The sequence below is a fragment of the Nonomuraea sp. NPDC048881 genome, from assembly GCF_040649795.1.
GTDB lineage: Bacteria > Actinomycetota > Actinomycetes > Streptosporangiales > Streptosporangiaceae > Nonomuraea.
The window spans coordinates 780,263-800,851 of sequence record NZ_JBEZGC010000001.1 but is presented as its reverse complement, the minus strand read 5'-3'; the positions used below and the strand labels follow the sequence as shown (position 1 = coordinate 800,851).

Annotated in this window: 22 protein-coding genes; 14 read left to right on the top strand and 8 right to left on the bottom strand. The window is 71.9% G+C overall.

Features of this window, described 5'->3' with window-relative positions; genetic code table 11:
* The first annotated feature begins 36 nt into the window (after nucleotides 1-36).
* Nucleotides 37-933, top strand: a complete 897-nt coding sequence (locus AB0C33_RS03795) for a serine/threonine-protein kinase (protein ID WP_352349861.1) — start codon at nucleotides 37-39, stop codon at nucleotides 931-933.
* Here AB0C33_RS03795 and AB0C33_RS03790 read toward each other — a convergent pair.
* The gene (locus AB0C33_RS03790) at nucleotides 917-1,879 is read right to left on the bottom strand and encodes an alpha/beta hydrolase-fold protein (RefSeq protein ID WP_358283314.1); all 963 of its coding nucleotides are present in this window, start codon (nucleotides 1,877-1,879) and stop codon (nucleotides 917-919) included. The genes AB0C33_RS03795 and AB0C33_RS03790 overlap by 17 nt on opposite strands.
* 190 nt (nucleotides 1,880-2,069) lie before the next feature.
* Here AB0C33_RS03790 and AB0C33_RS03785 point away from each other — a divergent pair, with 190 nt between their 5' ends.
* The 6 genes from AB0C33_RS03785 to AB0C33_RS03760 are packed head-to-tail and all read left to right on the top strand — an operon-like array spanning nucleotide 2,070 to nucleotide 8,393.
* The gene (locus tag AB0C33_RS03785) at nucleotides 2,070-3,365 is read left to right on the top strand and encodes an extracellular solute-binding protein (protein ID WP_358283313.1); all 1,296 of its coding nucleotides are present in this window, start codon (nucleotides 2,070-2,072) and stop codon (nucleotides 3,363-3,365) included.
* Nucleotides 3,362-4,321, top strand: a complete 960-nt coding sequence (locus tag AB0C33_RS03780) for a sugar ABC transporter permease (protein WP_358283311.1) — start codon at nucleotides 3,362-3,364, stop codon at nucleotides 4,319-4,321. The genes AB0C33_RS03785 and AB0C33_RS03780 overlap by 4 nt, the downstream gene beginning before the upstream one ends.
* Entirely contained in the window at nucleotides 4,318-5,121 is an 804-nt protein-coding gene (locus AB0C33_RS03775) for a carbohydrate ABC transporter permease (RefSeq protein WP_352349853.1), read from the top strand. The genes AB0C33_RS03780 and AB0C33_RS03775 overlap by 4 nt, the downstream gene beginning before the upstream one ends.
* A complete protein-coding gene (locus AB0C33_RS03770; RefSeq protein ID WP_358283309.1) occupies nucleotides 5,118-6,488 on the top strand; it encodes a GH1 family beta-glucosidase in 1,371 nt (456 codons plus the stop codon). The genes AB0C33_RS03775 and AB0C33_RS03770 overlap by 4 nt, the downstream gene beginning before the upstream one ends.
* Nucleotides 6,489-6,520: 32 nt before the next feature.
* On the top strand, nucleotides 6,521-7,516 hold the full coding sequence (locus tag AB0C33_RS03765) for a LacI family DNA-binding transcriptional regulator (protein WP_358283308.1): 996 nt from the start codon (nucleotides 6,521-6,523) through the stop codon (nucleotides 7,514-7,516).
* Nucleotides 7,503-8,393, top strand: a complete 891-nt coding sequence (locus AB0C33_RS03760) for an aminoglycoside phosphotransferase family protein (protein WP_358283306.1) — start codon at nucleotides 7,503-7,505, stop codon at nucleotides 8,391-8,393. The genes AB0C33_RS03765 and AB0C33_RS03760 overlap by 14 nt, the downstream gene beginning before the upstream one ends.
* A 59-nt stretch (nucleotides 8,394-8,452) precedes the next feature.
* On the opposite strand, the gene AB0C33_RS03755 is transcribed toward AB0C33_RS03760, so the two are convergent.
* Entirely contained in the window at nucleotides 8,453-9,214 is a 762-nt protein-coding gene (locus AB0C33_RS03755; protein WP_358283304.1) for an SDR family oxidoreductase, read from the bottom strand.
* A gap of 82 nt (nucleotides 9,215-9,296) precedes the next feature.
* Here AB0C33_RS03755 and AB0C33_RS03750 point away from each other — a divergent pair, with 82 nt between their 5' ends.
* Nucleotides 9,297-10,169: a LysR family transcriptional regulator gene (locus AB0C33_RS03750; protein WP_358283302.1), complete on the top strand. Its 873-nt coding sequence runs from the start codon at nucleotides 9,297-9,299 to the stop codon at nucleotides 10,167-10,169.
* A gap of 14 nt (nucleotides 10,170-10,183) precedes the next feature.
* Here AB0C33_RS03750 and AB0C33_RS03745 read toward each other — a convergent pair whose 3' ends face one another.
* The 3 genes from AB0C33_RS03745 to AB0C33_RS03735 all read right to left on the bottom strand — a co-directional run bounded on the left by AB0C33_RS03745 (nucleotide 10,184) and on the right by AB0C33_RS03735 (nucleotide 12,930).
* A complete protein-coding gene (locus tag AB0C33_RS03745; RefSeq protein WP_358283300.1) occupies nucleotides 10,184-10,819 on the bottom strand; it encodes a hypothetical protein in 636 nt (211 codons plus the stop codon).
* A 57-nt stretch (nucleotides 10,820-10,876) separates the two neighbouring features.
* Nucleotides 10,877-11,866, bottom strand: coding sequence for a LacI family DNA-binding transcriptional regulator (locus AB0C33_RS03740; protein ID WP_358283298.1), 990 nt, complete (start codon nucleotides 11,864-11,866; stop codon nucleotides 10,877-10,879).
* Nucleotides 11,867-12,057: 191 nt separating this feature from the next.
* The gene (locus AB0C33_RS03735) at nucleotides 12,058-12,930 is read right to left on the bottom strand and encodes a PfkB family carbohydrate kinase (RefSeq protein WP_358283296.1); all 873 of its coding nucleotides are present in this window, start codon (nucleotides 12,928-12,930) and stop codon (nucleotides 12,058-12,060) included.
* A gap of 190 nt (nucleotides 12,931-13,120) precedes the next feature.
* Between AB0C33_RS03735 and AB0C33_RS03730 the strand changes: the two genes are divergently transcribed.
* The 4 genes from AB0C33_RS03730 (at nucleotide 13,121) to AB0C33_RS03715 (ending at nucleotide 15,883) form a co-directional block, all read left to right on the top strand.
* A complete protein-coding gene (locus tag AB0C33_RS03730) occupies nucleotides 13,121-13,861 on the top strand; it encodes a hypothetical protein (protein WP_358283294.1) in 741 nt (246 codons plus the stop codon).
* A gap of 172 nt (nucleotides 13,862-14,033) precedes the next feature.
* The gene (locus AB0C33_RS03725; protein ID WP_358283292.1) at nucleotides 14,034-14,717 is read left to right on the top strand and encodes a DUF4344 domain-containing metallopeptidase; all 684 of its coding nucleotides are present in this window, start codon (nucleotides 14,034-14,036) and stop codon (nucleotides 14,715-14,717) included.
* A 17-nt stretch (nucleotides 14,718-14,734) separates the two neighbouring features.
* Nucleotides 14,735-15,436 (top strand): maleylpyruvate isomerase family mycothiol-dependent enzyme, encoded by a 702-nt coding sequence (locus AB0C33_RS03720; protein ID WP_358283290.1) that lies wholly within the window; start codon nucleotides 14,735-14,737, stop codon nucleotides 15,434-15,436.
* A 12-nt stretch (nucleotides 15,437-15,448) separates the two neighbouring features.
* Nucleotides 15,449-15,883, top strand: coding sequence for a DUF6343 family protein (locus AB0C33_RS03715; RefSeq protein WP_358283288.1), 435 nt, complete (start codon nucleotides 15,449-15,451; stop codon nucleotides 15,881-15,883).
* Here AB0C33_RS03715 and AB0C33_RS03710 read toward each other — a convergent pair.
* From AB0C33_RS03710 to AB0C33_RS03700, 3 genes are all read right to left on the bottom strand, one after another.
* The gene (locus tag AB0C33_RS03710) at nucleotides 15,791-16,030 is read right to left on the bottom strand and encodes a DUF3040 domain-containing protein (protein ID WP_358283286.1); all 240 of its coding nucleotides are present in this window, start codon (nucleotides 16,028-16,030) and stop codon (nucleotides 15,791-15,793) included. The two genes, AB0C33_RS03715 and AB0C33_RS03710, sit on opposite strands and share 93 nt — an antisense overlap.
* Before the next feature lie 153 nt (nucleotides 16,031-16,183).
* Complete coding sequence (locus AB0C33_RS03705) at nucleotides 16,184-16,429, bottom strand: type B 50S ribosomal protein L31 (protein ID WP_358283284.1); 246 nt, start codon at nucleotides 16,427-16,429, stop codon at nucleotides 16,184-16,186.
* Between the two features lie 28 nt (nucleotides 16,430-16,457).
* Nucleotides 16,458-17,219, bottom strand: coding sequence for an SDR family oxidoreductase (locus AB0C33_RS03700; RefSeq protein ID WP_358283282.1), 762 nt, complete (start codon nucleotides 17,217-17,219; stop codon nucleotides 16,458-16,460).
* A 75-nt stretch (nucleotides 17,220-17,294) separates the two neighbouring features.
* Between AB0C33_RS03700 and AB0C33_RS03695 the strand changes: the two genes are divergently transcribed.
* Complete coding sequence (locus AB0C33_RS03695; RefSeq protein ID WP_358283280.1) at nucleotides 17,295-18,515, top strand: MFS transporter; 1,221 nt, start codon at nucleotides 17,295-17,297, stop codon at nucleotides 18,513-18,515.
* Nucleotides 18,516-18,579: 64 nt separating this feature from the next.
* The gene (gene recQ, locus AB0C33_RS03690; protein WP_358283278.1) at nucleotides 18,580-20,427 is read left to right on the top strand and encodes a DNA helicase RecQ; all 1,848 of its coding nucleotides are present in this window, start codon (nucleotides 18,580-18,582) and stop codon (nucleotides 20,425-20,427) included.
* Nucleotides 20,428-20,589 lie beyond the last annotated feature (162 nt).

The following is a 20,589-nucleotide window of genomic DNA, read 5'->3' as shown; positions in this document are numbered from 1 at the left end:
GTGTAGTTTTTCCCGAAAGGCTGCGTGGAGGGGCGAATGGTCATCGGCGACCGCTATGAGCTCGACGACCTCCCCCTCGGGCAGGGCGGGATGGGCGCGGTCTACGCGGGGCACGACCGCCACCTCGACCGCAGGGTGGCGGTGAAGCTGCTCAGGCTGCCCAGCGGCCCCGACCACGAGCTGGAACGCCGCTTCATCCGCGAGGCGCGCATCCTGGCCAGGCTGGAGCATCCGGGCGCGCCCGTGCTCTACGACTTCGGCACCCACGAGCAGCGGCTCTACCAGGTGATGCAGTTCATCGAGGGCGTCACCGTGGCCGACGTGGTCAGCGAGCACGGCCCGCTGCCGGTGCCCTGGGCCGCGGCCATCGCGGCGCAGGCGTGCGCGGTGTTGTCGGCGGCCCACGCCCTGGCGATCTGCCACCGCGACCTCAAGCCGACCAACCTCATGCTCTGCCCCGACGGCAGCGTCAAGGTGCTCGACTTCGGGCTGGCGCTGCTGCGGGACGCCGACGTCACCACGTTCACCCGCATCGGCCAGATCCTCGGCACGCCGGCGTACATGGCCCCCGAGCAGATCCAGCACGGCGTGGCCGAGCCGCGCAGCGACCTGTACTCGCTCGGCTGCGTCCTGCACGAGATGCTGACCGGGCGGCAGCTGTTCACCGGGCCGACCGACTACGTGGTGTTCGAGCAGCAGGTCAAGGAGCGTCCGCCGGCCATCCCCGGGCTTCCCGACGAGCTGGGCGCGCTGCTGGCCGAGCTGCTGGAGAAGCAGCCGGAGAACCGTCCGGCCGACGCCGACGAGCTGTACGAGCGGCTGGCCCCCTTCGCCGTCGAGCTGCCGATGCTCCCCGGCTTCCTGACCGAGGCGCCCAGCCCCGGCCGCATGTACGCCCGCATGGTGGGCCGCGTGCTCAGCCGCCGGTCGTAGCGCCCCGGAGCCCGGCGAAGGCGGCGATCAGGGCGTCCCCCAGGCGGTCGCGCCAGCAGTAGCGGTCGTGGCCGCCGTCGAACTCCCGGTAGTCCGCCGCCGCGCCGAGGACGGCCCGCAACCGCTCGGTCGGGCCGTGCATGTCGTCGTCCTCCAGGCTGCCGAGCTGGAGGTGCACGCGCGGCACCGGGCCCCTGGCCAGCTCGCCCGTCAGCCATTCGGGCTCGGGGCCGTCCGGCCACCAGAACGAGCCCGACTGCGACACCGCCGCCGCGAACCTGCCGGGATGCCGGTGTGCGGCGTAGACGGCGGTGAGCCCGCCGAGGCTCTGACCGGCGATCACGGTGAAGCCGTCGTGGGGCAGGGCGTCCACGAAGCCGGGGTCGCAGGTGAGCCGGGCCGTGCGCTCGGGGCCCGACTCGACCAGCCAGGCCCGCACCGGCGGGATGCGGCCGGCCGCGATGAGGTTGTCGAGGATGACGGGCAGGTCCTCGGTCCACTCCTCGCCGTCGAGCGCGACCAGCGAGCCGACCGGCGGGAGCGCGGGCTCGTACCGGAACCCGGCGGGCTCGCGGACGAGCCGGTGGCGGCGCCGGCCGGGGACCAGCCACGGTGAGGAGGGGGTCGTCTCGGCGATCGAGAAGCCCCGCCACAGGCGGGGGTTGAGCGGGTCGGCGACCTGCGCGCCGTCCACCTGGAGGTGGTAGGAGGCACGCCAGCCGCGCCGCACGCGGAAGGTGCGGCTCCACAGGTCCGGTTCGCGCTCCAGCAGGGCGTCGGCGCCGTCGGGACGCAGCCTGCCGGCCAGGACGCGCACCTCGCGGGCGGGGCCGTGCCACAGGAACGTGACCGTGTCGTGCTCGTCGTCGAGCCGGGTGACGACGGGCGTGACGGTCGCGCCGGGGCGCGGACCCGGCAGGGTCTCGGGCGGAAGGTCGCTCGTCAAGGCGGGCCGCTCCTCAGTCCGGTCGGAGACGTTGCAGCACCCTACCCCACTCGCCCTCGACCGGCTCTGAACGCGCTCTCTTGGTAACACCGATCGTTATGCGGACCCCGTTGACAGGGCGGCGTGACGGCCGCGAATCTGGCGAGAGAGCGCTCTCTCACATCCCCCGTTCTCCCCCAGGAGGGTTTCCATGACCCCTCGTGTCCGGCGGCTCGCCCTGCCCGTGCTCACCGCGTCCCTGCTCGCGCTGGCGACGGCCTGCGGTGGCGGCGGCGGCAGCCCCACCACCGAGGCGAGCGCCAAGCCCGGCGAGAAGATCAAGCTGTCCATCGGCCTCTTCGGCGACTTCGGCTTCAAGCCGCTCTACGAGGAGTACAAGAAGACCCACCCGAACATCGAGATCACCGAGGCCGTCACCCAGTTCAACGACCACCACAACAACCTGGTCAAGCGCCTGGCCACGAACGCCGGCGCGGGTGACGTCGAGGCCGTCGAGGTGGGCTACATCAGCACGTTCACCTCCCAGCCCGGCAAGTTCGTCGACCTCAAGCAGTACGGGCTGGACAAGCGCCAGGGCGACTACCTCGACTGGAAGTGGCAGCAGGGCCTCAGCAAGGACGGGCAGCAGCTCCTCGGCCTCGGCACCGACGTCGGCGGCCTGGCCATGTGCTATCGCAAGGATCTGTTCAAGAAGGCCGGGCTGCCGAGCGACCGGGCCGCGGTGAGCGCCCTCTGGCCGACCTGGGAGCAGTACATCGAGACCGGCAAGAAGTTCGGCGCCGCGAACGTCGCCGGCGCCAAGTTCGTCGACTCCCCCGGCGAGATCTTCCGCGCCATGGTCAACCAGGCCCCGGTCGGCCTGTACGACGCCCAGGACAAGATCATCGTGGCCAGCAACCCCGACGTGAAGAAGGCGTGGGACCTGTCCAACCAGCTCACCCAGGAGGGCCTGACCGCCAAGCTGGCCGCCTTCACCCCGCCGTGGAACACCGGCTTCGCCAAGGGCTCGTTCGCCACGATCATCTGCCCGGCCTGGATGACCGGGTTCATCCAGGAGCAGGCCAAGGACGCCTCCGGCAAGTGGGACATCGCGACCGTGCCGGGCGGTTCGGGCAACAGCGGCGGCTCGCACCTGATGGTGCCCAAGCAGAGCAAGCACCCCAAGGAGGCGGCCGAGCTGATCGACTTCCTGACCTCCAAGGAGAACCAGGCCAAGGTGTTCAAGGAGGAGGGCACGTTCCCGTCGATCCCGTCGCTGTACGACGACCCCTCGATCCAGAACTTCACCAAGCCGTTCTTCGGTGACGCCCCCATCGGCAAGATCTACTCTGACGCCGCCAAGGCGCTCAAGCCGCAGCACCTCGGCCCCAAGGAGGCCGACGTCCGGGTGGCGATCGGCAACGGGCTCGGCCGGGTCGAGCAGGGCAAGCAGACGCCCGACGAGGCGTGGGCACAGGTCCTCCAGGACGTGCAGAAGATCAAATGAGTACGCTCCCGCTGTCGGCGCCGGCCCGGCACCGGCGGCGTGGCGTGCGGCACACCCTCGACGTGAGGGTGTCGCCGTACGCCTACGTCGCCCCCTTCTTCCTGCTCTTCTGCGCCTTCGGGCTGTTCCCGCTGATCTACACGGCCTGGGTGAGCCTGCACGACTGGACCCTGCTGTCGGAGGAGCACACGTTCGTCGGCGCGAAGAACTTCCAGACGCTGCTGGCCGACGGCTACTTCTGGAACGCCACCTTCAACACGCTGTCCATCGGCGTGCTGTCCACCGTGCCGCAGTTGCTGCTGGCCGTCTGGCTGGCCCACCTGCTGAACCGGCGGCTGCGCTTCCAGACGCTGCTGCGCATCTCGATGCTGCTGCCCAACGTCACTAGCGTGGTGGCCGTGGTGGTGATCTTCAGCCAGCTCTTCGGCCGCGACTTCGGGCTGATCAACTGGGTGCTGTCGTGGGTCGGCATCGGGAAGATCGACTGGGCGGCCGGCACCGCGACCTCGCACATCGCGCTCTCCGTGATGATCATGTGGCGCTGGACCGGCTACAACGCGCTCATCTTCCTGGCCGCCATGCAGGCCGTACCGCGCGAGCTGTACGAGGCCGCCACCCTCGACGGCGCGAGCAGCTTCACCCAGCTGCGCCGGATCACCATCCCGATGATCCGGCCCACGATCATCTTCGTCGTCATCGTCTCCACGATCGGCGCGATGCAGATCATCGCCGAGCCCCTGCTGTTCGGCCAGAGCAGCGGCGCGGGCGGCGGCGCGGCCAGCGGCGGCCCGGACCGCCAGTACCAGACGCTCGCGCTGTTCGTCTACGAGCAGGGCTTCACCAAGTTCGACTTCGGGTACGCCTCGGCGGCGTCCTGGCTGATGTTCCTGGTCGTGGTGGTCGCCGCCGGGATCAACTTCCTGATCAGCCGCCGGGTGAAGGGCGGCACGACATGAGACTGCGCTACCTGACCCTCATCGCGGTCGCCTTCTTCTCCGCCTTCCCGCTCTACTACAGCGTCGTGGTGGCCTCGCGGCACAACTCGGCGCTGGCCGAGGTCCCGCCGCCGCTGCTGCCCGGCGGGAACTTCCTGGCCAACGTCGCCCGCGTGTTCGACACCGTGCCCTTCGGGCTGGCGCTGCTGAACTCGGTCATCGTGGCGGGCTCGATCGCGGTCGCGGTGATGTTCTTCTCGACGCTGGCCGGGTTCGCCTTCGCCAAGCTGAGGTTCCGGGGCAGGAACGCCATGCTGGTGATCACCGTGGCGACCATGATGGTCCCGGCCCAGCTCGGCATCATCCCGCTCTACCTGCTCATGGTGAAACTGGAGTGGACCGGCACGGACTACGCGCTGATCGTGCCGGCGCTGGTCAACGCGTTCGGGGTGTTCTTCATGACCCAGTACCTGACCCGGGCGCTGCCGGACGAGCTGCTGGAGGCCGGGCGGGTGGACGGGTGCACGACGTGGGGCCTGTTCTGGCACGTCGTGCTGCCCGCCGCGCGGCCGGCGGCGGCCGTGCTCGGCATGCTGACGTTCATGTCGGCGTGGAACGACTACTTCTGGCCGCTGGTCGTGCTGAACCCGGACAACCCGACCGTCCAGGTGGCTCTGTCCACGCTGGCCAGCGGTTACGTCAACGACTACGTGCTGGGCCTGGCGGGCACGGCGGTCGGCGTCCTGCCGCTTGTAGCGGTCTTCGCCCTGTTCGGCAGGCAAATCATCGGTGGAATCATGCAAGGAGCTGTTAAGGGATGAAGTTTCCCGAGGAATTCGTCTGGGGAGCCGCCACGGCCTCCTATCAGATCGAGGGGGCGGTCAAGGAGGACGGGCGCGGCCGCTCGATCTGGGACACCTTCTCCCACACCCCCGGGAAGGTCGCCGGCGGCGACACCGGTGACGTGGCCTGCGACCACTACCACCGCTACAAGGACGACGTCGCGCTGATGCGCGAGCTGCGGCTGCGGGCCTACCGGTTCTCGGTGGCGTGGCCGCGCGTGCAGCCGGAGGGGGCGGGGCCGATCAACCCGCGCGGCCTCGCCTTCTACGACAAGCTCGTAGATGAACTACTGGCCGCCGAAATTTCGCCCTATGTCACGCTTTATCACTGGGATCTTCCCCAAGCCCTCGAAGACCACGGCGGCTGGACGAACCGCGACACGGCCTACCGTTTCGCCGACTACGCCCAGGCCGTGCACGACCGGCTCGGCGACCGGGTGACCCACTGGACGACGCTCAACGAGCCCTGGGTGTCGGCCTTCCTCGGCTACGGCAACGGCGTGCACGCGCCCGGCCGCCGCGACCCGGGCCAGGCCATGCGCGCGGCCCACCACCTGCTGCTCGGCCACGGCCTGGCGGCGCGCCGGCTGCGGGCGGCGGGGGCGCGCAGCATCATGCTCGTGGTCAACTCCGCGCCGGTGCTCACCCCGGCCCAGGTCAACGACCCCACGGCGGTCGCCGGCGAGGCGGACGCGGCCGCCGCCGAACGCGTCCACGCCCTGCTGACCAGGCAGTTCCTCGACCCCGCGGTGCACGGCAGGTACCCGGAGGAGGTCCTGGCGGCGGCGGCGCGCAACGGCGGGACGGCGCACGTCCACGACGGCGACCTGGAGCTGATCAACGCGCCGATCGACCTGGTCGGCGTCAACTACTACAACCCGTGCGTGGTCGAGTCGGGCCCGGGGCTGCCCGCCGACGCCGCCTGGCCCGGCTCCGACGGCGTGCGCTTCACCACGGCGGAGGCCCCGGTCACCGCGATGGGCTGGCCGATCGTGCCCGACGGCCTGTCCCGGCTGCTCGTCCGGCTCTCGAAGGACTATCCGCAGGTCGGGCTCATGGTCACCGAGAACGGCGCGGCCTTCGACGACCTGGTCGAGGACGGCCGGGTGCACGACGACGAGCGCGTGGCGTACCTGGACGGGCACCTGCGCGAGCTGCACCGGGCCGTCGAGGCGGGCGCCGACCTGCGCGGTTACCTGGTGTGGTCGTTGCTGGACAACTTCGAGTGGGCCGAGGGGTACCGGCGCCGGTTCGGCATCGTGCACGTGGACTACGCGACGCAGACCCGGGTGCCCAAGGACAGCGCCCTGTGGTACCGCGACGTGATCAGCAGGAACGGCCTGTAGATTTTTTCCGTGCTCTCCCTCTTGGTGCAGTCATGAGACGCCCGACGCTGGAGGCGGTCGCCGCCCGCGCGGGCGTCTCCCGCGCGACCGCCTCCAGGGTCGTCAACAACCAGACGACCGTCGCGCCGCACATCCGCGACGCCGTGCAGCGCGCGATCGACGAGCTGGGCTACATCCCCAACTCGGCGGCGCGCAGCCTGGTCACCCAGCGCACCGACTCGGTCGCGCTGGTCGTCAGCGAGCCGGGCACCCGGGTCTTCTCCGAGGACCCGATGTTCTCCACGGCGATCAGGTCGGCCAGCTACGAGCTGGAGGCGGTCAACAAGCAGGTCGTGCTGATGCTGGCCTCCTCGCCCAAGAGCCACGCCCGGGTGGAGCGGTACATCTCGGGCGGTCACGTCGACGGCGTCATGCTGATCTCCATGCACGGCGCCGACCCGCTGCCGGCCGCGCTGTCGCGCCTGCGCGTGCCCGTGGTCTCCTACGGGCGGCCGGCCGTGCCGGTCGACATCCCGTTCGTCGACAACGACAACGTGGGCGGGGCCGAGGCGGGCGTCCGGCACCTGGTCGAGTCCGGGCGGCGCAGGATCGCCACCATCGCCGGCCCGCAGGACATGATCGCCGGCCAGGACCGCCTGACCGGCTACCGCAACGTGCTGCGCGACTCCGACCGCCGCTCGATCGTGGCCGTGGGCGACTTCACCCGGGAGTCGGGCGCGATCGCGATGCGCCAGCTCCTCGGCGACGACCCCGCGCTCGACGCCGTGTTCGTGGGCAACGACCTGATGGCGGTCGGCGCGCTCCAGGCGCTGCGCCAGGCCGGGCGGCGGGTGCCCGACGACGTCGCGGTGGTGGGGTTCGACGACATCGAGGCGGCCAAGTACACCGAGCCGCCGCTCACCACGCTGCGCCATCCGATCGCCGAGCAGGCGGCGGCCATGGTCCGGCTGCTGCTCGGCCTGTTCGAGGGCGGCTCGCGGGAGCCGGTGATCCTGCCGACCGAGCTGGTGGTCCGTGAGTCGGCCTGAGCCCGTCGGCGCCGCCCGGGTGATCTCCGCCGGCGAGGCCGTGGCCGCCGCCGTCGCGGTGGCCGAGGCGCACGGCGTCACGGTGCGCGAGCCCGTCGTGCTGAAGGACTCCTACAACCTGCGGATCCACCTGCGGCCGGCGCCGCTCGTGGCGCGGGTGCCCACGGTCACCGCGCTCGCCCGGCTCCGGCCCGAGGAGGCGATGCGGCGCGAGCTGGCGGTCGTGTCGTTCCTGCACGAGCTGGGGGCGCCGGTCGTGCCGCCGAGCGATCTGCTGCCCGCGCGTGTGCACGAGCGCGGCGGGGCGCTGGTGTCGTTCTGGCGGCACGTCGAGCACGACGGGTCGGGGCCGGTGACGCCCGAGGTGTTCGGGCGGGCGCTGCGCGAGCTGCACGAGGCGCTGCGCGGCTATCCCGGCGTGCTGCCGCGCCTCGGGCCGGTCCTCGACGAGACCGGGCACCTGCTCCGGGTGCTCTCCGCCGACCTGGAGCCGGCGGTGTCGGCCCGGCTCGCCGAGGCCCGCGCAGGGCTGGCGGCCCGGCTGCCGGACGGGGGGCAGGCCGTGCACGGCGACGCCCATCCGGGCAACCTGCTGGTCACGCCCGCCGGCCTGCTGTGGAACGACTTCGAGGAGACCACGTACGGGCCCGTGGGCTGGGACCTGGCCTGCCTGCTCGGCACCGTGCGGCTCGACGGCCGCGCGGCCGTGCGCGCCTACGGCGCCGACCCCGGTGACCCGGCCCTGGCGGTGTTCGCCGAGGCGCGGGCCCTGCAGTCCGTCCTGTGGACGCTGGTCAGGGCGCGGCGCTTCCCCGAGGAGCGGGCCGCCGCCCGCGCCGTCCTCGACGGCTGGCTGCGCGACCCCGACGCCCGCTGACCCGCCCGTTCTCAGGCCCGTTCTCAGGCCCGTTCTCAGGCCCGTCCTCAGGCCCGTTCTCAGACCGGCACGACGCCCTGCGCCGGGCCGAGGAAGTAGCCGCCGGTGGCGTCGAGCACGTGGCCGGTGATCCACCGGGCGTCCGGCCGGGCGAGCAGCGCCACGGCGTCGGCGATGTCCTCAGGACGGCCGATGCGACCGAGCGCGGTGACCTCGGTGACGCGCCGCTCGGCGACGCCGTCGTGGTCCTCGCGCAGCCAGGCGTTCATGTCGGTCTCGGTGACGCCCGGGGAGACGGTGTTCACGGTGATGCCGCGCGGGCCGAGCAGCGGGGCCAGGGTGAAGCCGAGCGTGTCCAGCGCGCCCTTGGTCATCGAGTACACGACGTCGGGCAGCGCGATGCGCACGACCGCCGAGGACACGTTGATGATCCGGCCGCCGTCGTTCAGCAGCGGCAGCGCCCGTTCGATGACGAAGTACGGCGCCCGCACGTTCACCGCGAACACCCGGTCGAACTGCTCGGGCGTGACCGAGTTCAGCACTCCGCCCAGGATGGCGGCGTTGTTCACCACGATGTCCAGCCGGTCGTCGCGCAGGCCGTCGAACAGGGCGTCCACGCCGTCCTCGAAGGCGGCCTTGACCGCGTACGCCTGTCCGCCGGCGTTCTCGATCTCGGTGACCGTCTCCTTCGCCAGGTCGTCGTTGGTGGCGTAATGGACGATCACCCGGGCGCCGCCGGCGGCCAGGCGGCGCGCCACGGCCCGTCCGATGCCGCGCGAGGCCCCCGTGACCAGCGCGGTCCTGCCTGCGAACTCACTCATGACGTGCTCCTTCATCGGTGGAGCTCCATCGTGCGGCGGGGACGTCACAGGCGTCCAAGACCGGCTGTTATAGCTTCTTGCTATGGATGCCCATATCCGGGATCTGCGGTATTTCGTGGCGGTCGCGGAGGAGTTGAGCTTCACGCGGGCGGCCACCGAACGGCTGTTCATCTCCCAGCCCTCGCTGAGCAGGCAGATCAGGCAGCTTGAGCTGTCCATGCGGGCCAGGCTGTTCGACCGTGACCGGCGGACCGTCGCGCTGACCGACGCCGGGGCCGCGCTGCTGCCGCTGGCCCGGCAGATCATCGAGCAGTGGGAGGACGCGCGGCGCGCGGTGGCCTCGGCGCGCGAGGAGCGCACGCTGACCGTGGGGTTCCAGACGCGGATCGGGCGGGGGGTGGTGCCGTCCATCGTGGAGGCGCTGCCGGGGTGGGAGCTGCGCTTCCGCCAGATCAGCTGGGCCGACCCGACCGTGGGGCTGGGCGACGGGCAGGTGGACGTCGCGGTCGCCTGGCTGCCCGTCCCCGGCGACGGCGTCTACGACTGGACGGTGGTGAGCACCGAGGAGCGGTGGGTGGCGCTGCCCGCCGGGCACCCGCTGGCCGGGCGGGCGGAGGTCGGGATGGCCGAGCTGGCCGGCGAGCCGTTCGTCGCGCTGCCGCGCACGGCGGGGCCGATGCGGGACTTCTGGCTGGCCGCCGACCGGCGCACCGGCCCGGCGCTGGTCGGGGCGGAGGCGGAGACGGCGGAGGAGGCGTTCGAGGTGGTGGCGTCCGGGCGGGCCGTCGCGCTGGTCTCGGCCGGGAACGCCGAGCTCTACCGGCGCGACGACGTGGTGGCGCGGCCGGTGACCGGGCTGCCGCCGAGCAGGCTGGCCATCGTCTGGCGCACCGACGACCGCAGGCCGTCGGTGCGCGCGCTGGTACGGGAGTTCGTCCGCTGCCTGTGCCCGTGACACGGCGCCCAGGGTCAGGCCGGGATGGTGGCGCGGGCCTCCTCGACGTGGGCGGCGACGCGGTCGGCGCCGCACGACTCGGCCAGGGCGCGGGCCTCGTCGGCGAGCGCCAGGGCCTCGTCGTACCGCCCCTGGGCGACCGCGATGTGGATCAGCCCGACCTGGTTGGACGCGACCCCGGCCGGCGATCCGAGCTCCCGGCGCAGCCGTGACGACTCCGTCAGCCTCTCGCGCGCCTCGTCGAGCCGCCCGGACCGGTGGGCCGCGATCCCCTGGTGCCTGAGCACCTCGGCGAGCGTGACCAGGTCCCCCGTCTCGGCGGCCAGTTCCCCGGCACGCCGGAGCAGGGGCAGCGCGCGGTCGAGATCGCCTGCGACGACCTGGTGGTAACAGCCCTCCCAGAACGCCGACTCCCCCTCCCCGCGCCGGTCGCCGACCGCTTTGAACAGCGCGCCGGCCCGTTCGAACAGCGGCAGCTCGCGCGGGTCGGCCTCGCCGCCCTGCACGAAGCGCACGTGCAGGACCCGGCCCCTGGCCAGGCACAACGCGGCCTCGACCGCGTCCAGCTCACGGTCGGACGCGGCGAGCGCGGCGTCGTCCCCTGCGTAGATCCCGCGTTCGTAGAGCCCTTTGGCCCGCTCGATCCACATTCGCCCGAATGTACGGGAAGTCGACGCCGTGACCAAGGGTGTTCACGGCGGCTCCGGTCAGCCGCGGGCCCGCGCCGTCGAGGCCCTGACCACCAGCTCCGGCTCGAACAGCAGCTCGTCGGCGGGCACCACGGCCTTGTCGATCTGGGCCACCAGCAGGTCGACGGCGGCCCGGCCCATCGCGTCGATCGGCTGGCGGACCGTGGTCAGCGGCGGCTCGGTGCAGTTCATCAGCGCCGAGTCGTCGAAGCCGATGACCGAGACGTCCCCCGGCACGGTCAGGCCGGCCCGCCTGGCCGCCCTGACCGTCCCGAGCGCGAGCAGGTCGCTGGCGCAGATCACGCCGGTCACGCCCTGCTTGACCAGCCTGGACGCGGCCGCGTGCCCGCCTTCCAGGGAGAACATCGTGTGCTCGACGAGTTTCGGGTCGCCGCCACGGGCCTGGAACGTCTCCAGCTTGCGCCGGGAGGGCATGTGGTCCTTCGGGCCGAGCACCATGCCGACGCGTTCGTGGCCGAGCGCGCGCAGGTGGGACAGGGCCATCTCGGCGGCCACCACGTCGTCGCAGGAGACCTGCGGGAAGTCCAGCCGCTCGACGGCCGCGTTGACCAGGACGGTCGGCAGCTTGCGCTCGTGCAGCAGCTCGTAGTGGTCGTGCGAGGCGTCGGCCTGGGCGTAGAGGCCGCCGGCGAAGACCACGCCGCTGACCTGCTGCTGGAGCAGCAGATCGACGTAGTCGGCCTCGGAGACGCCGCCGACCGTGCGGGTGCAGAGCACGGAGGTGAAACCCTGCTGGGCCAGCGCGCCGCCGACGACCTCGGCGAAGGCGGGGAAGATCGGGTTCTGCAGCTCGGGGAGCACCAGGCCGACCAGGCGGGCCCGGTCGCCGCGCAACTGGGTGGGACGTTCGTAGCCGAGCACGTCGAGCGCGGTCAGCACGGCCTCGCGGGTGGCGTCGGAGACCCCCGGCTTGCCGTTGAGCACGCGGCTGACCGTCGCCTCGCTCACCCCGACCTTCTTCGCCACCTCTGCGAGTCGTCGCGTCATGCGCAAACTATACGGCCTTCCGCGCAAGCGCTTGCGATCACTTACGTAGCCTCCGCCGCCCCTTCCCACTCCCGCCCAGGGCGGCCTTCCCGGCAATTTCGGCGCATCGGACGGAGGAAATACGGGGTGCCGCACGACAATGGCCAGTCAAATGTTTGCGCAATCACGTCAAGCGGTTGCGAAATTCTGCGTCACAGCTCCGCCCTGGACGGCAAGCCTTGCCAGTCGCTCACACTCGTCATCGCCGCCGCGCTCAGCAGCGCGCCCCGGTGCAGCCGTTCCTGCGGCGTGAGGCCGTCGAGCGCGGCGCTGATGTAACCGGCCGCGAACGCCTCGCCCGCGCCCGCCATGTCCACGACGGGCACCTGCGGGACGGCCACGTCGTAACGCATGCGGTCGGCGCGCACGCTGGCGCCCTTGGCGCCCCGGTCCACCACGACCTCGCGCTCGGGGGTGAGGGCGGGCTTGACCAGGTCCAGCTCGTCCTGGGCGAGGAAGAGCAGGTGGGACCGGCAGGCCAGCTCGCCGAGGACCTCCTCGGCCTCCCGGACCGAGGGCCACAGCTCGGGCACGTAGTCGACGGAGAAGGAGATCATCACCCCGGCCGTCCGCGCCGCGCTCATGGCGGCGTGCACGGCGTCGAGGGCGTCCCTGCTCAGGGCCGCCGTGACGCCGGTCACGTGCAGCATCTTGGCCGCGCCCACCCGGTCCATCGGCACGTTGCCGGGCGACAGCCGGGACCCGGCCGAGCGGGTGCGGTACTGGGCGGTCACCGGCTCGCGGCCGACGCGCACCTCCCTGAGCACCATCCCGGTCCGCGCCCCTTCGACCACCCGCACGTCCTCGACGTCCACGCCCTCGCCCCTGAGCACGGTCAGCGCCCTGGCGCCCAGCTCGTCGTCCCCCACCCGGGCGGCGTACGCGCATCGGTGGCCCAGCCTGGACAGGGCGATCACCAGGGTGAACTCGGGGCCGCAGACGTCCAGCCTGGCCTCGTTCTCGTGCCGCACCCGGCCGCTGGAGACCACCCCGAGCGGCTCTCCCAGCGCGTAGACGTCCGTCATGAGCCAGACTGTAGTTGGTCACGACTACGCCGAATGATTTTTTCGCATAAGTCCTGGCTAGGACCGTGATCAAATATTTTCTGTATCTTTAGCGAACCTTTTCCCCAACTCGTGCCTCAAAGTAGTAGAGGAAGCCGGCGCGCCCCGGCGCCGGCTTCGAGTCGATACGGGGAGAGGAATCAGCACCCTCATGAGAAAGATCGCAGTAGGAATCATCACCGCCTTCGTCGGCGGGGCCATGTTGGTTTCCGGCGCGGGCGCCGCCTCCGCCACCGCGACCAGGCACGCCACCGAACTCAAGATCCGTGACATCACCCCCAACCCGGTCGTGGTGAAGGCCGGCAGCGAGACCACCGCGTACTTCGACATCGGGGCCAGCTCCGACGTCCAGAAGGTCACGCTGAGCGTGTCGCCGGAGGGCGACGTCCGCACCTTCCGTGCCAAGGACGTCAAGGACCTCGAGGGCTGGCGCTTCGCCGTCCCGTTCAACGAGGGCGACTTCGCCGGCAAGTGGAAGGCCACCGCCGTGGCCTTCGACAAGGACAACAAGCAGGTCGCCACCGACTCCGCGTTCTTCAACGTCGAGATCCAGAAGGGCAAGGCCGACACCCGCATCACGCGCTTCACGGCCGACCCCTACAAGGTCCGTCAGGGCCGCTCGATCTACTTCTCCGGTCGCCTTCAGGTCGATGACGAAGGCTGGGAGGGTCTGCGCGGCGAGAAGGTGAGCGTCTACTACCGCGCCAACGGCTCCAGCGGCTGGAAGTGGGTCGCCTCGGCCAAGACCTCCTGGGGCGGCAAGTTCGCCACCAAGACCCGCGCCTGGAAGAGCGGCACGTTCAAGGCCGTCTTCGAGGGTGACGACGAGCTCAACAGCTCCGAGAGCCGTCGCGACTACGTCAAGGTCTACCGCTCCTGGCACCACCGCTGATTGATCGCCGAGGCCCGGTTCCCCTGGTGGGAGCCGGGCCTCCGGCTTTTCCGGATTCTTTTGCCGCCGGAGAGGTTTATCGATCAGCGGATCGCCGCATGGACTGTCCCATTTGCAAAGGAGGCGGCCCGCCGCCTCGCGGACACCGCGTCGATCCGACAGGAGCCCCCATATGCCCCACCCCCTGATCGCCCTCGTCCTGAGCCTGACGAGCACGTTGGGGGCGGCCCCTTCGGTCCGTTACGAACCCGCCGGCACGGCCCGCGAGCAGCACGCCAGGAAGCTTTTGAAGGACAGCGGCGTGCTGCGCACCCGGCTCGGCGGCGTCCAGGTCGTCGCCCGCGGCTGCGACGCGCCTCGCGCCACCTGGAACGGCGACCGGCGGCGGATCACGATCTGCTACTCGCTGGTCGCCAAGATCGACCGCACGCTCACCGGCGTCTCCGAGACGGAGGAGGCCGACCGGCGCACCGCCGCCGCCCGCGTGGACGGCGCCCTGGCCGCCCTCTACCACCACCAGCTCGGCCACGCCCTGGCCGCGCTCAACGGCCTGCCCGCCGACGAGCCACAGGCCGACCGGTTCGCCGCGCTGACGCTCGCGGCGCGCGGCGGCGGCCACGTCGTGGCCGCCGCCGAGGCCCGCCACCTGCTGGCCGCCCACACCCACGCCGACCATCTGTCGGGGACGGCCGCCTCCGCCACGTTCGCCTGCCTCCTGTACGGCGCCGACCCCGTCAAGTACGCCCGCATCGCCAAGGGCGGCTGGGTGCCGGCCGAGCGTGTGCCGTCGTGCCGCGCCGAGTACGAGCGGGCCAGGGCGGAACTGGGGTCACTGGCAGTGAAAGTCGGGGCCTGAGGGGTACGTCCGGATGTATGGCTGAGGAGCTGCTCAGAGACTTCGACCCGTTCGACATCTTCGACACCGAGGCGGCCCGGCTCGACCGGTTCTTCGACGGGCTCGACGAGGCGGGCTGGGCGCGTCCGTCCCGCTGCGCCGGGTGGTCGGTGCGCGACGTGCTGGCCCATCTGGCGGGTGAGGAGGCGTACAACCACGCCTGTCTCGACGGCACCGTGCAGGAGCTGCTGACCCGGGTGGCCGCCGAGGGGGTGACCGGGTTCAACGACTTCAACGAGTGGTCCGTACGGCAGCGCCGCGACCTGCCCGTCGAGGAGGTGCTCCAGGAGTGGCGCACCAAGAACGGCGAGACGCGCGAGCGTATGCGCGCCCTCGGCCCCGACGCGCTGATCGACACGACGGCGGGCCCGTACCCGGTGGGGTTGCAGACCTTCCACTACGACTCCGAGTACGCCACCCACGCCGACGACGTCGGCGCGCCGGTGGCGCCGGAGGAGATCGACGACCGGACGTTCTGGCGGGTCGCCGTCGGGCGGTTCGTGCTGGCCGAGCAGGAGTCGAGGGCGCAGGTGGAGCAGACGGCCGAGCAGATCTGGGTGAGCGTCGACCAGGGCAGCGCGTCGCTGTCGTACCCGGAGTTCGTGGAGGCCACGGTGGGACGGCTGCCGACCGACGGGCTCGACCCGCGGGTCGCCGCCGCGCTGCGGTGCCTGGCCTGAGAGGAGAGCGGGATGTGGCTGCGCAACCGCGCGGGCACCGAGCCGGTGACGGCGCGCAGCCCGCTGCGCGCGAGGCGGGTGCTGTCGTGGATCGCCCTGGTCGTCGCCGCGGCCGCGGCGGTCTTCTTCGTGACCCGCGCGATGGCCACGGGCCAGCAGGTGTGGGTCTGGGAGGCCGCCCTGGCCGCCGCGGTGGCCGTGGTGGCCGCCGTGGACCTGGCGGTGCTCAGGCGCCGGCGCGCCGGGCCGTCAGGCGGCGGGCACGCTCGGCCGGCCGGAGAGCACGGCGGGTCAGGTGGCGGGCACGGCGGGTCAGGTGGCGGGCACGGCGGGTCAGGTGGTGAGCACGGCGGGTCAGGTGGTGAGCACGGCCAGCAGGAGCAGCAGGATCACCGCGGCGGCCACCCCGAAGATGATCCAGACATGGGTCAGCGCCCACACCCGTAGCCGGTCACCGCAGGCCTGCGGGTAGTCGATACCGTCGGACTCGATCCTGTTGATCGCCGCCACGCGCCGGGCCAGTTCGGGGTCGTCCCGTTCGAGGCCCTGCTCGATCTCAGCGAGGATGCGGCGTTCCCTTCCAGAGAGACCCATCGCGATCACCATTGCTCCCACGCCGGTGAAAGCCTTGTACCCACCAGTAGCCCCAGCATGCCCGCCCGGCGCCTCCTTGGCGTGACATGCCGAAACCCCCGGCCGTTCCGGCCGGAAGGCGCGAACGGACGAGGGCGGGTCAAGCCTTGGCTGTCATTTCTTGCCGTAGCGCTGGTTGAAGCGCTCGACGCGGCCCTCGGTGTCGAGAACGCGGCTGCGGCCGGTGTAGAACGGGTGGCTGGCCGACGACACGTCGACGTCCACGACCGGGTAGGTCCTGCCGTCCTCCCACTCGACGGTCCTGCCGCTCGTCAGGGTCGAGCGGGTGAGGAGGGCGAAGCCGGCGCTCGGGTCGCGGAAGACGACCGGACGGTACGAGGGGTGCAGGTTCTTCTTCATGCCCCTCTCAACCGGATGGCAATGGTTTTCATTCCCTCGCTTCGGGGTCCATCCCGAGGACGGTCCGGCCGCCGTCCACGGGGATCGTCGCCCCGTTGACGAACGAGGCGTCCGGCGAGAGCAGGTGCGCCACGACCGAGGCCACCTCGCCGGGGAAGGCGACCCGGCCCAGGGGATGCACCCTGGCCATCTGGCGCTCGACGTCCACCACCTCGTCGGCGGTCCTGGAGGCCAGGAAGTCCTCGTAGCGTTCGGTGGCCACCGAGCCGGGCGCGACGGCGTTGACCCTGATGCCGTACCGGCCGTACTCGACGGCCAGCGACCTGGTCAGGCCCTCGGTCGCGGCCTTCGCGGTGGCGTAGGGCAGGCTGCCGGGCACCGCCCGCGTGGCCTGATGGGAGGTGACGTTGACGATCGCGCCCGGCGTGCCCGCCGCGAGGAAGCGGCGGACGGCGACCGCGCAGCCCACCAGCGCCAGGTCCAGGTTGGCCGCGATCAGCTGCCTGACCTCCGCGATCGGGGCGTCGTGCACGGAGGCGTCACGGAAGATCGCCGCGTTGTTGACCCAGCCCGCCAGCGTGCCGGCCTCCTCGGCCCGGTCGGCGGCCCAGGAGACCAGCTCCTCGTCGGCCGCGTCGCCCACCACGGGGACGACGCGGGGGCCGGTCCAGGACAGCGAGCCGCCGTCGCGGTCGATGACGACGACGGTGTCCTTCTCCCCCAGGAGCCGCTGGACCACGGCCTTCCCGATGCCACGCCCGCCGCCGGTCACCACGTAGGAAAGACTCATGCGTCCGACGCTACTCCGTCCCGGAGTGACCCTTGTCACCGTATTTCCGGCTGGTGAACGGGAACGAACCAATGCGTGATCGCCATACCCGGTCCGAGGTCGCCGGCCCGCGTGGTCGGGGCGCTCGCGATCACGCAGACGGCCGGCTACGGCGTGCTCTACTACGCGTTCTCGGTGTTCATCCCGCCGATGGCGCGCGACCTGCGGACGGGGGTCGCCCAGCTCACCGGCGCGATCACGGTGTCGGTGCTGGTGTCCGCGCTGGTGGCGCCCTTCGTCGGGCGCTGGCTCGACCGGCACGGCGGGCGCGCGCTGATGACGGCCGGGTCGCTGCTGGGCGGGCTCGCGGTGCTCGCCTGGTCGCAGGTGCGCACCGTGACGCAGCTCTACCTGGTGTGCGCGGCCCTCGGGATCGCCTCGGCCATGGTGCTCTACGAGGCCGCCTTCGCGGTGATCGTCGCCTGTTTCGACCCGGCCCGGCGGGCGCGCGCGCTGCTCGCCGTGACGGTGGTGGCCGGGTTCGCCTCCAGCATCTTCCTGCCGCTGACGGGGTTCCTCGTGGACCGGTACGGCTGGCGGCAGGCGCTGGTCGTCCTGGCCGCCGGGTACGCGCTGACGGCCGTGCCGCTGCACGCGCTGGCCGTGCGGGGGCGGGGGGCGTCCGCGCCGCCGGCCCGGCGTCGCGCGATCGTCGGCTCCGCGCTGCGCGAACGGCCGTTCTGGCTGCTGGTGGCCGCCTTCCTGGCCCAGACGGGCGCGGTGGCGGTCATGGGGGTGCTGCTGGTGACGTACCTGATCGCGCTCGGGCATCCGCCGTTGTTCGCGGCGAGCGTGGCCGGGCTGCTCGGCGTGTTGTCGGTGACCGGGCGGCTGGTCACGACGGGGCTGCAGAGCCGGTGGCCGGTGGCGCTGGTCACGGCGGCGATGTTCGCCGTCCAGGGGGTGGCGGCGCTGCTGCTGCCGCTGGCGGGCGACAGCGTGGCGGGGGCGATCGCCGGGGTGGTGCTGTTCGGGCTGGGGTTCGGGGTGGCCACGATCGCCCGTCCCGCCCTGCTGGCCGACCGGTACGGCACGGCCGCCTACGCGACGCTGAGCGGCGCGCTCGCCCTGCCCGTCACGGTGTCCAAGGCCGTGGCCCCGCTGCTGTCGGCGGCGGTGGCGCAGGTCGCCGGATACCCGGCGGTGATGGCCTCGGTGGCGGCGGCCTGCGTGCTCGGAGCGCTCTCGCTGGTGGCCTACGATCGGTACGGGCGGGCGCCGGAGCGACAGGCCGCGCTGCCCGCCGAGCCGACCTGAGACCCGCGGTCCGCCGTCGGCGGAACTGACGGAACGTCGGCCGACGACCACGTAAGGTAGCCGCATGGATACCCCCACCGAGGCTCTCCACCGCGTCTTCGGTTACGACTCGTTCAGGGCGGGTCAGCAGGAGATCATCGACCACGTCGTCGGCGGCGGCGACGCGCTGGTGCTCATGCCCACCGGCGGCGGCAAGTCGCTGTGCTACCAGATCCCGGCGCTCGTGCGCCCGGGGGTGGGGGTCGTCGTCTCGCCGCTGATCGCGCTCATGCAGGACCAGGTCGACGCGCTGCGCGCGCTCGGCGTGCGGGCCGGTTTCCTCAACTCCACCCAGGACTTCGACGAGCGCCAGCTCGTGGAGGCCGAGTTCCTGGCCGGCGAGCTCGACCTGCTCTACCTCGCCCCCGAGCGGCTGCGCGTCGAGGCCACGATGCGGCTGCTGGCCAAGGGCGAGATCTCGTTGTTCGCCATCGACGAGGCCCACTGCGTGGCGCAGTGGGGCCACGACTTCCGCCCCGACTACCTCGCCCTGTCGGAGCTGCGCGAGCGCTGGCCGCAGGTGCCGCGCATCGCGCTGACCGCCACCGCCACCCCGGCCACCCACGCCGAGATCTCCACCCGGCTCGGCCTCGACCAGGCCCGTCACTTCGTGGCCGGCTTCGACCGGCCCAACATCCACTACCGCATCACGTCCAAGAGCGACCCCAAACGGCAGCTCCTCGACTTCCTGCGCACCGAGCACCCGGGCGACTCCGGCATCGTCTACTGCCTGTCGCGCTCGTCGGTGGAGAAGATCGCCGCGTTCCTGGCCGACCACGGCATCGCGGCGGTGCCGTACCACGCCGGGCTCGACGCCCGCACCCGCGCCGCCCACCAGTCCCGGTTCCTGCGGGAAGACGGGCTGATCGTGGTGGCCACCATCGCGTTCGGCATGGGCATCGACAAGCCCGACGTGCGTTTCGTCGCCCACCTCGACCTGCCCAAGTCGGTCGAGGGCTATTACCAGGAGACCGGCCGCGCCGGGCGCGACGGCCTGCCCGCGACCGCCTGGATGGCCTACGGCCTGCAAGACGTCGTCCAGCACCGGCGCATGGCCCTGGAGGGCGACGAGGCCCACCGCCGCCGCCAGGTCCTGCACCTCGACGCCATGCTGGCGCTGTGCGAGACGGCCGGCTGCCGCCGGGTCATGCTGCTCGACTACTTCGGGCAGAAGGGCGCCGAGCCCTGCGGCAACTGCGACACCTGCCAGAGCCCGCCCGAGTCCTGGGACGGCACGATCGCCGCCCAGAAGGTGCTGTCCACCGTGCTGCGGCTGAAGCGGGAGCGCGGCCAGAAGTTCGGCGTCGGGCAGGTGGTCGACATCCTGCTCGGCAAGAAGACGGCCAAGGTGCTCCAGCACGGCCACGACTCGCTGACCGTCTTCGGCGTGGGCACCGACCTGGGCAACGCCGAGTGGCACGGCGTGGCCCGGCAACTGCTGGCGCAGGGCCTGCTCGCGGTGGAGTCCGACCACGGCACGCTGGTGCTCACCGACGCCAGCGCCGACGTGCTGCGCGGGCAGCGGGAGGTGCCGTTGCGCCGCGACACGGCCCGTCCGGCGTCCCGGTCGTCCAGGTCGTCGTCCGGGTCGTCCGGGGCGTCCGGGGCGAAGGGTCAGCCGGCCGCCGAGCTGCCCGCCGAGGCGGCGCCGCTGTTCGAGCGGCTGCGGGCCTGGCGGGGCGCGGTCGCCAAGGAGCAGGGCGTGCCCGCGTACGTCATCTTCCACGACGCCACGCTGCGGGAGATCGCCACGTTGTCGCCGTCCTCGCTGGCTGAGCTGAGCAGGGTCAACGGGGTCGGGGAGAACAAACTCGCCAAATACGGGGACCAGGTCCTGGAGGTCGTCGGGTCGGCGGCCACCGAAGACGCCTGACGCCGTCCCGCTCAGCTTCGGGAGGGCCACGGTTCGGGGTGATGGCGACGGCCGCACGAAGAACGGTCGTCGCCATCACGCTGGCCGACCTGGTCGAGGCGCGTGGCCCGCGACCGGCCGGACGGATGCCGGGCCCCGGTGTCCCTCTTTGATCGTACGGGG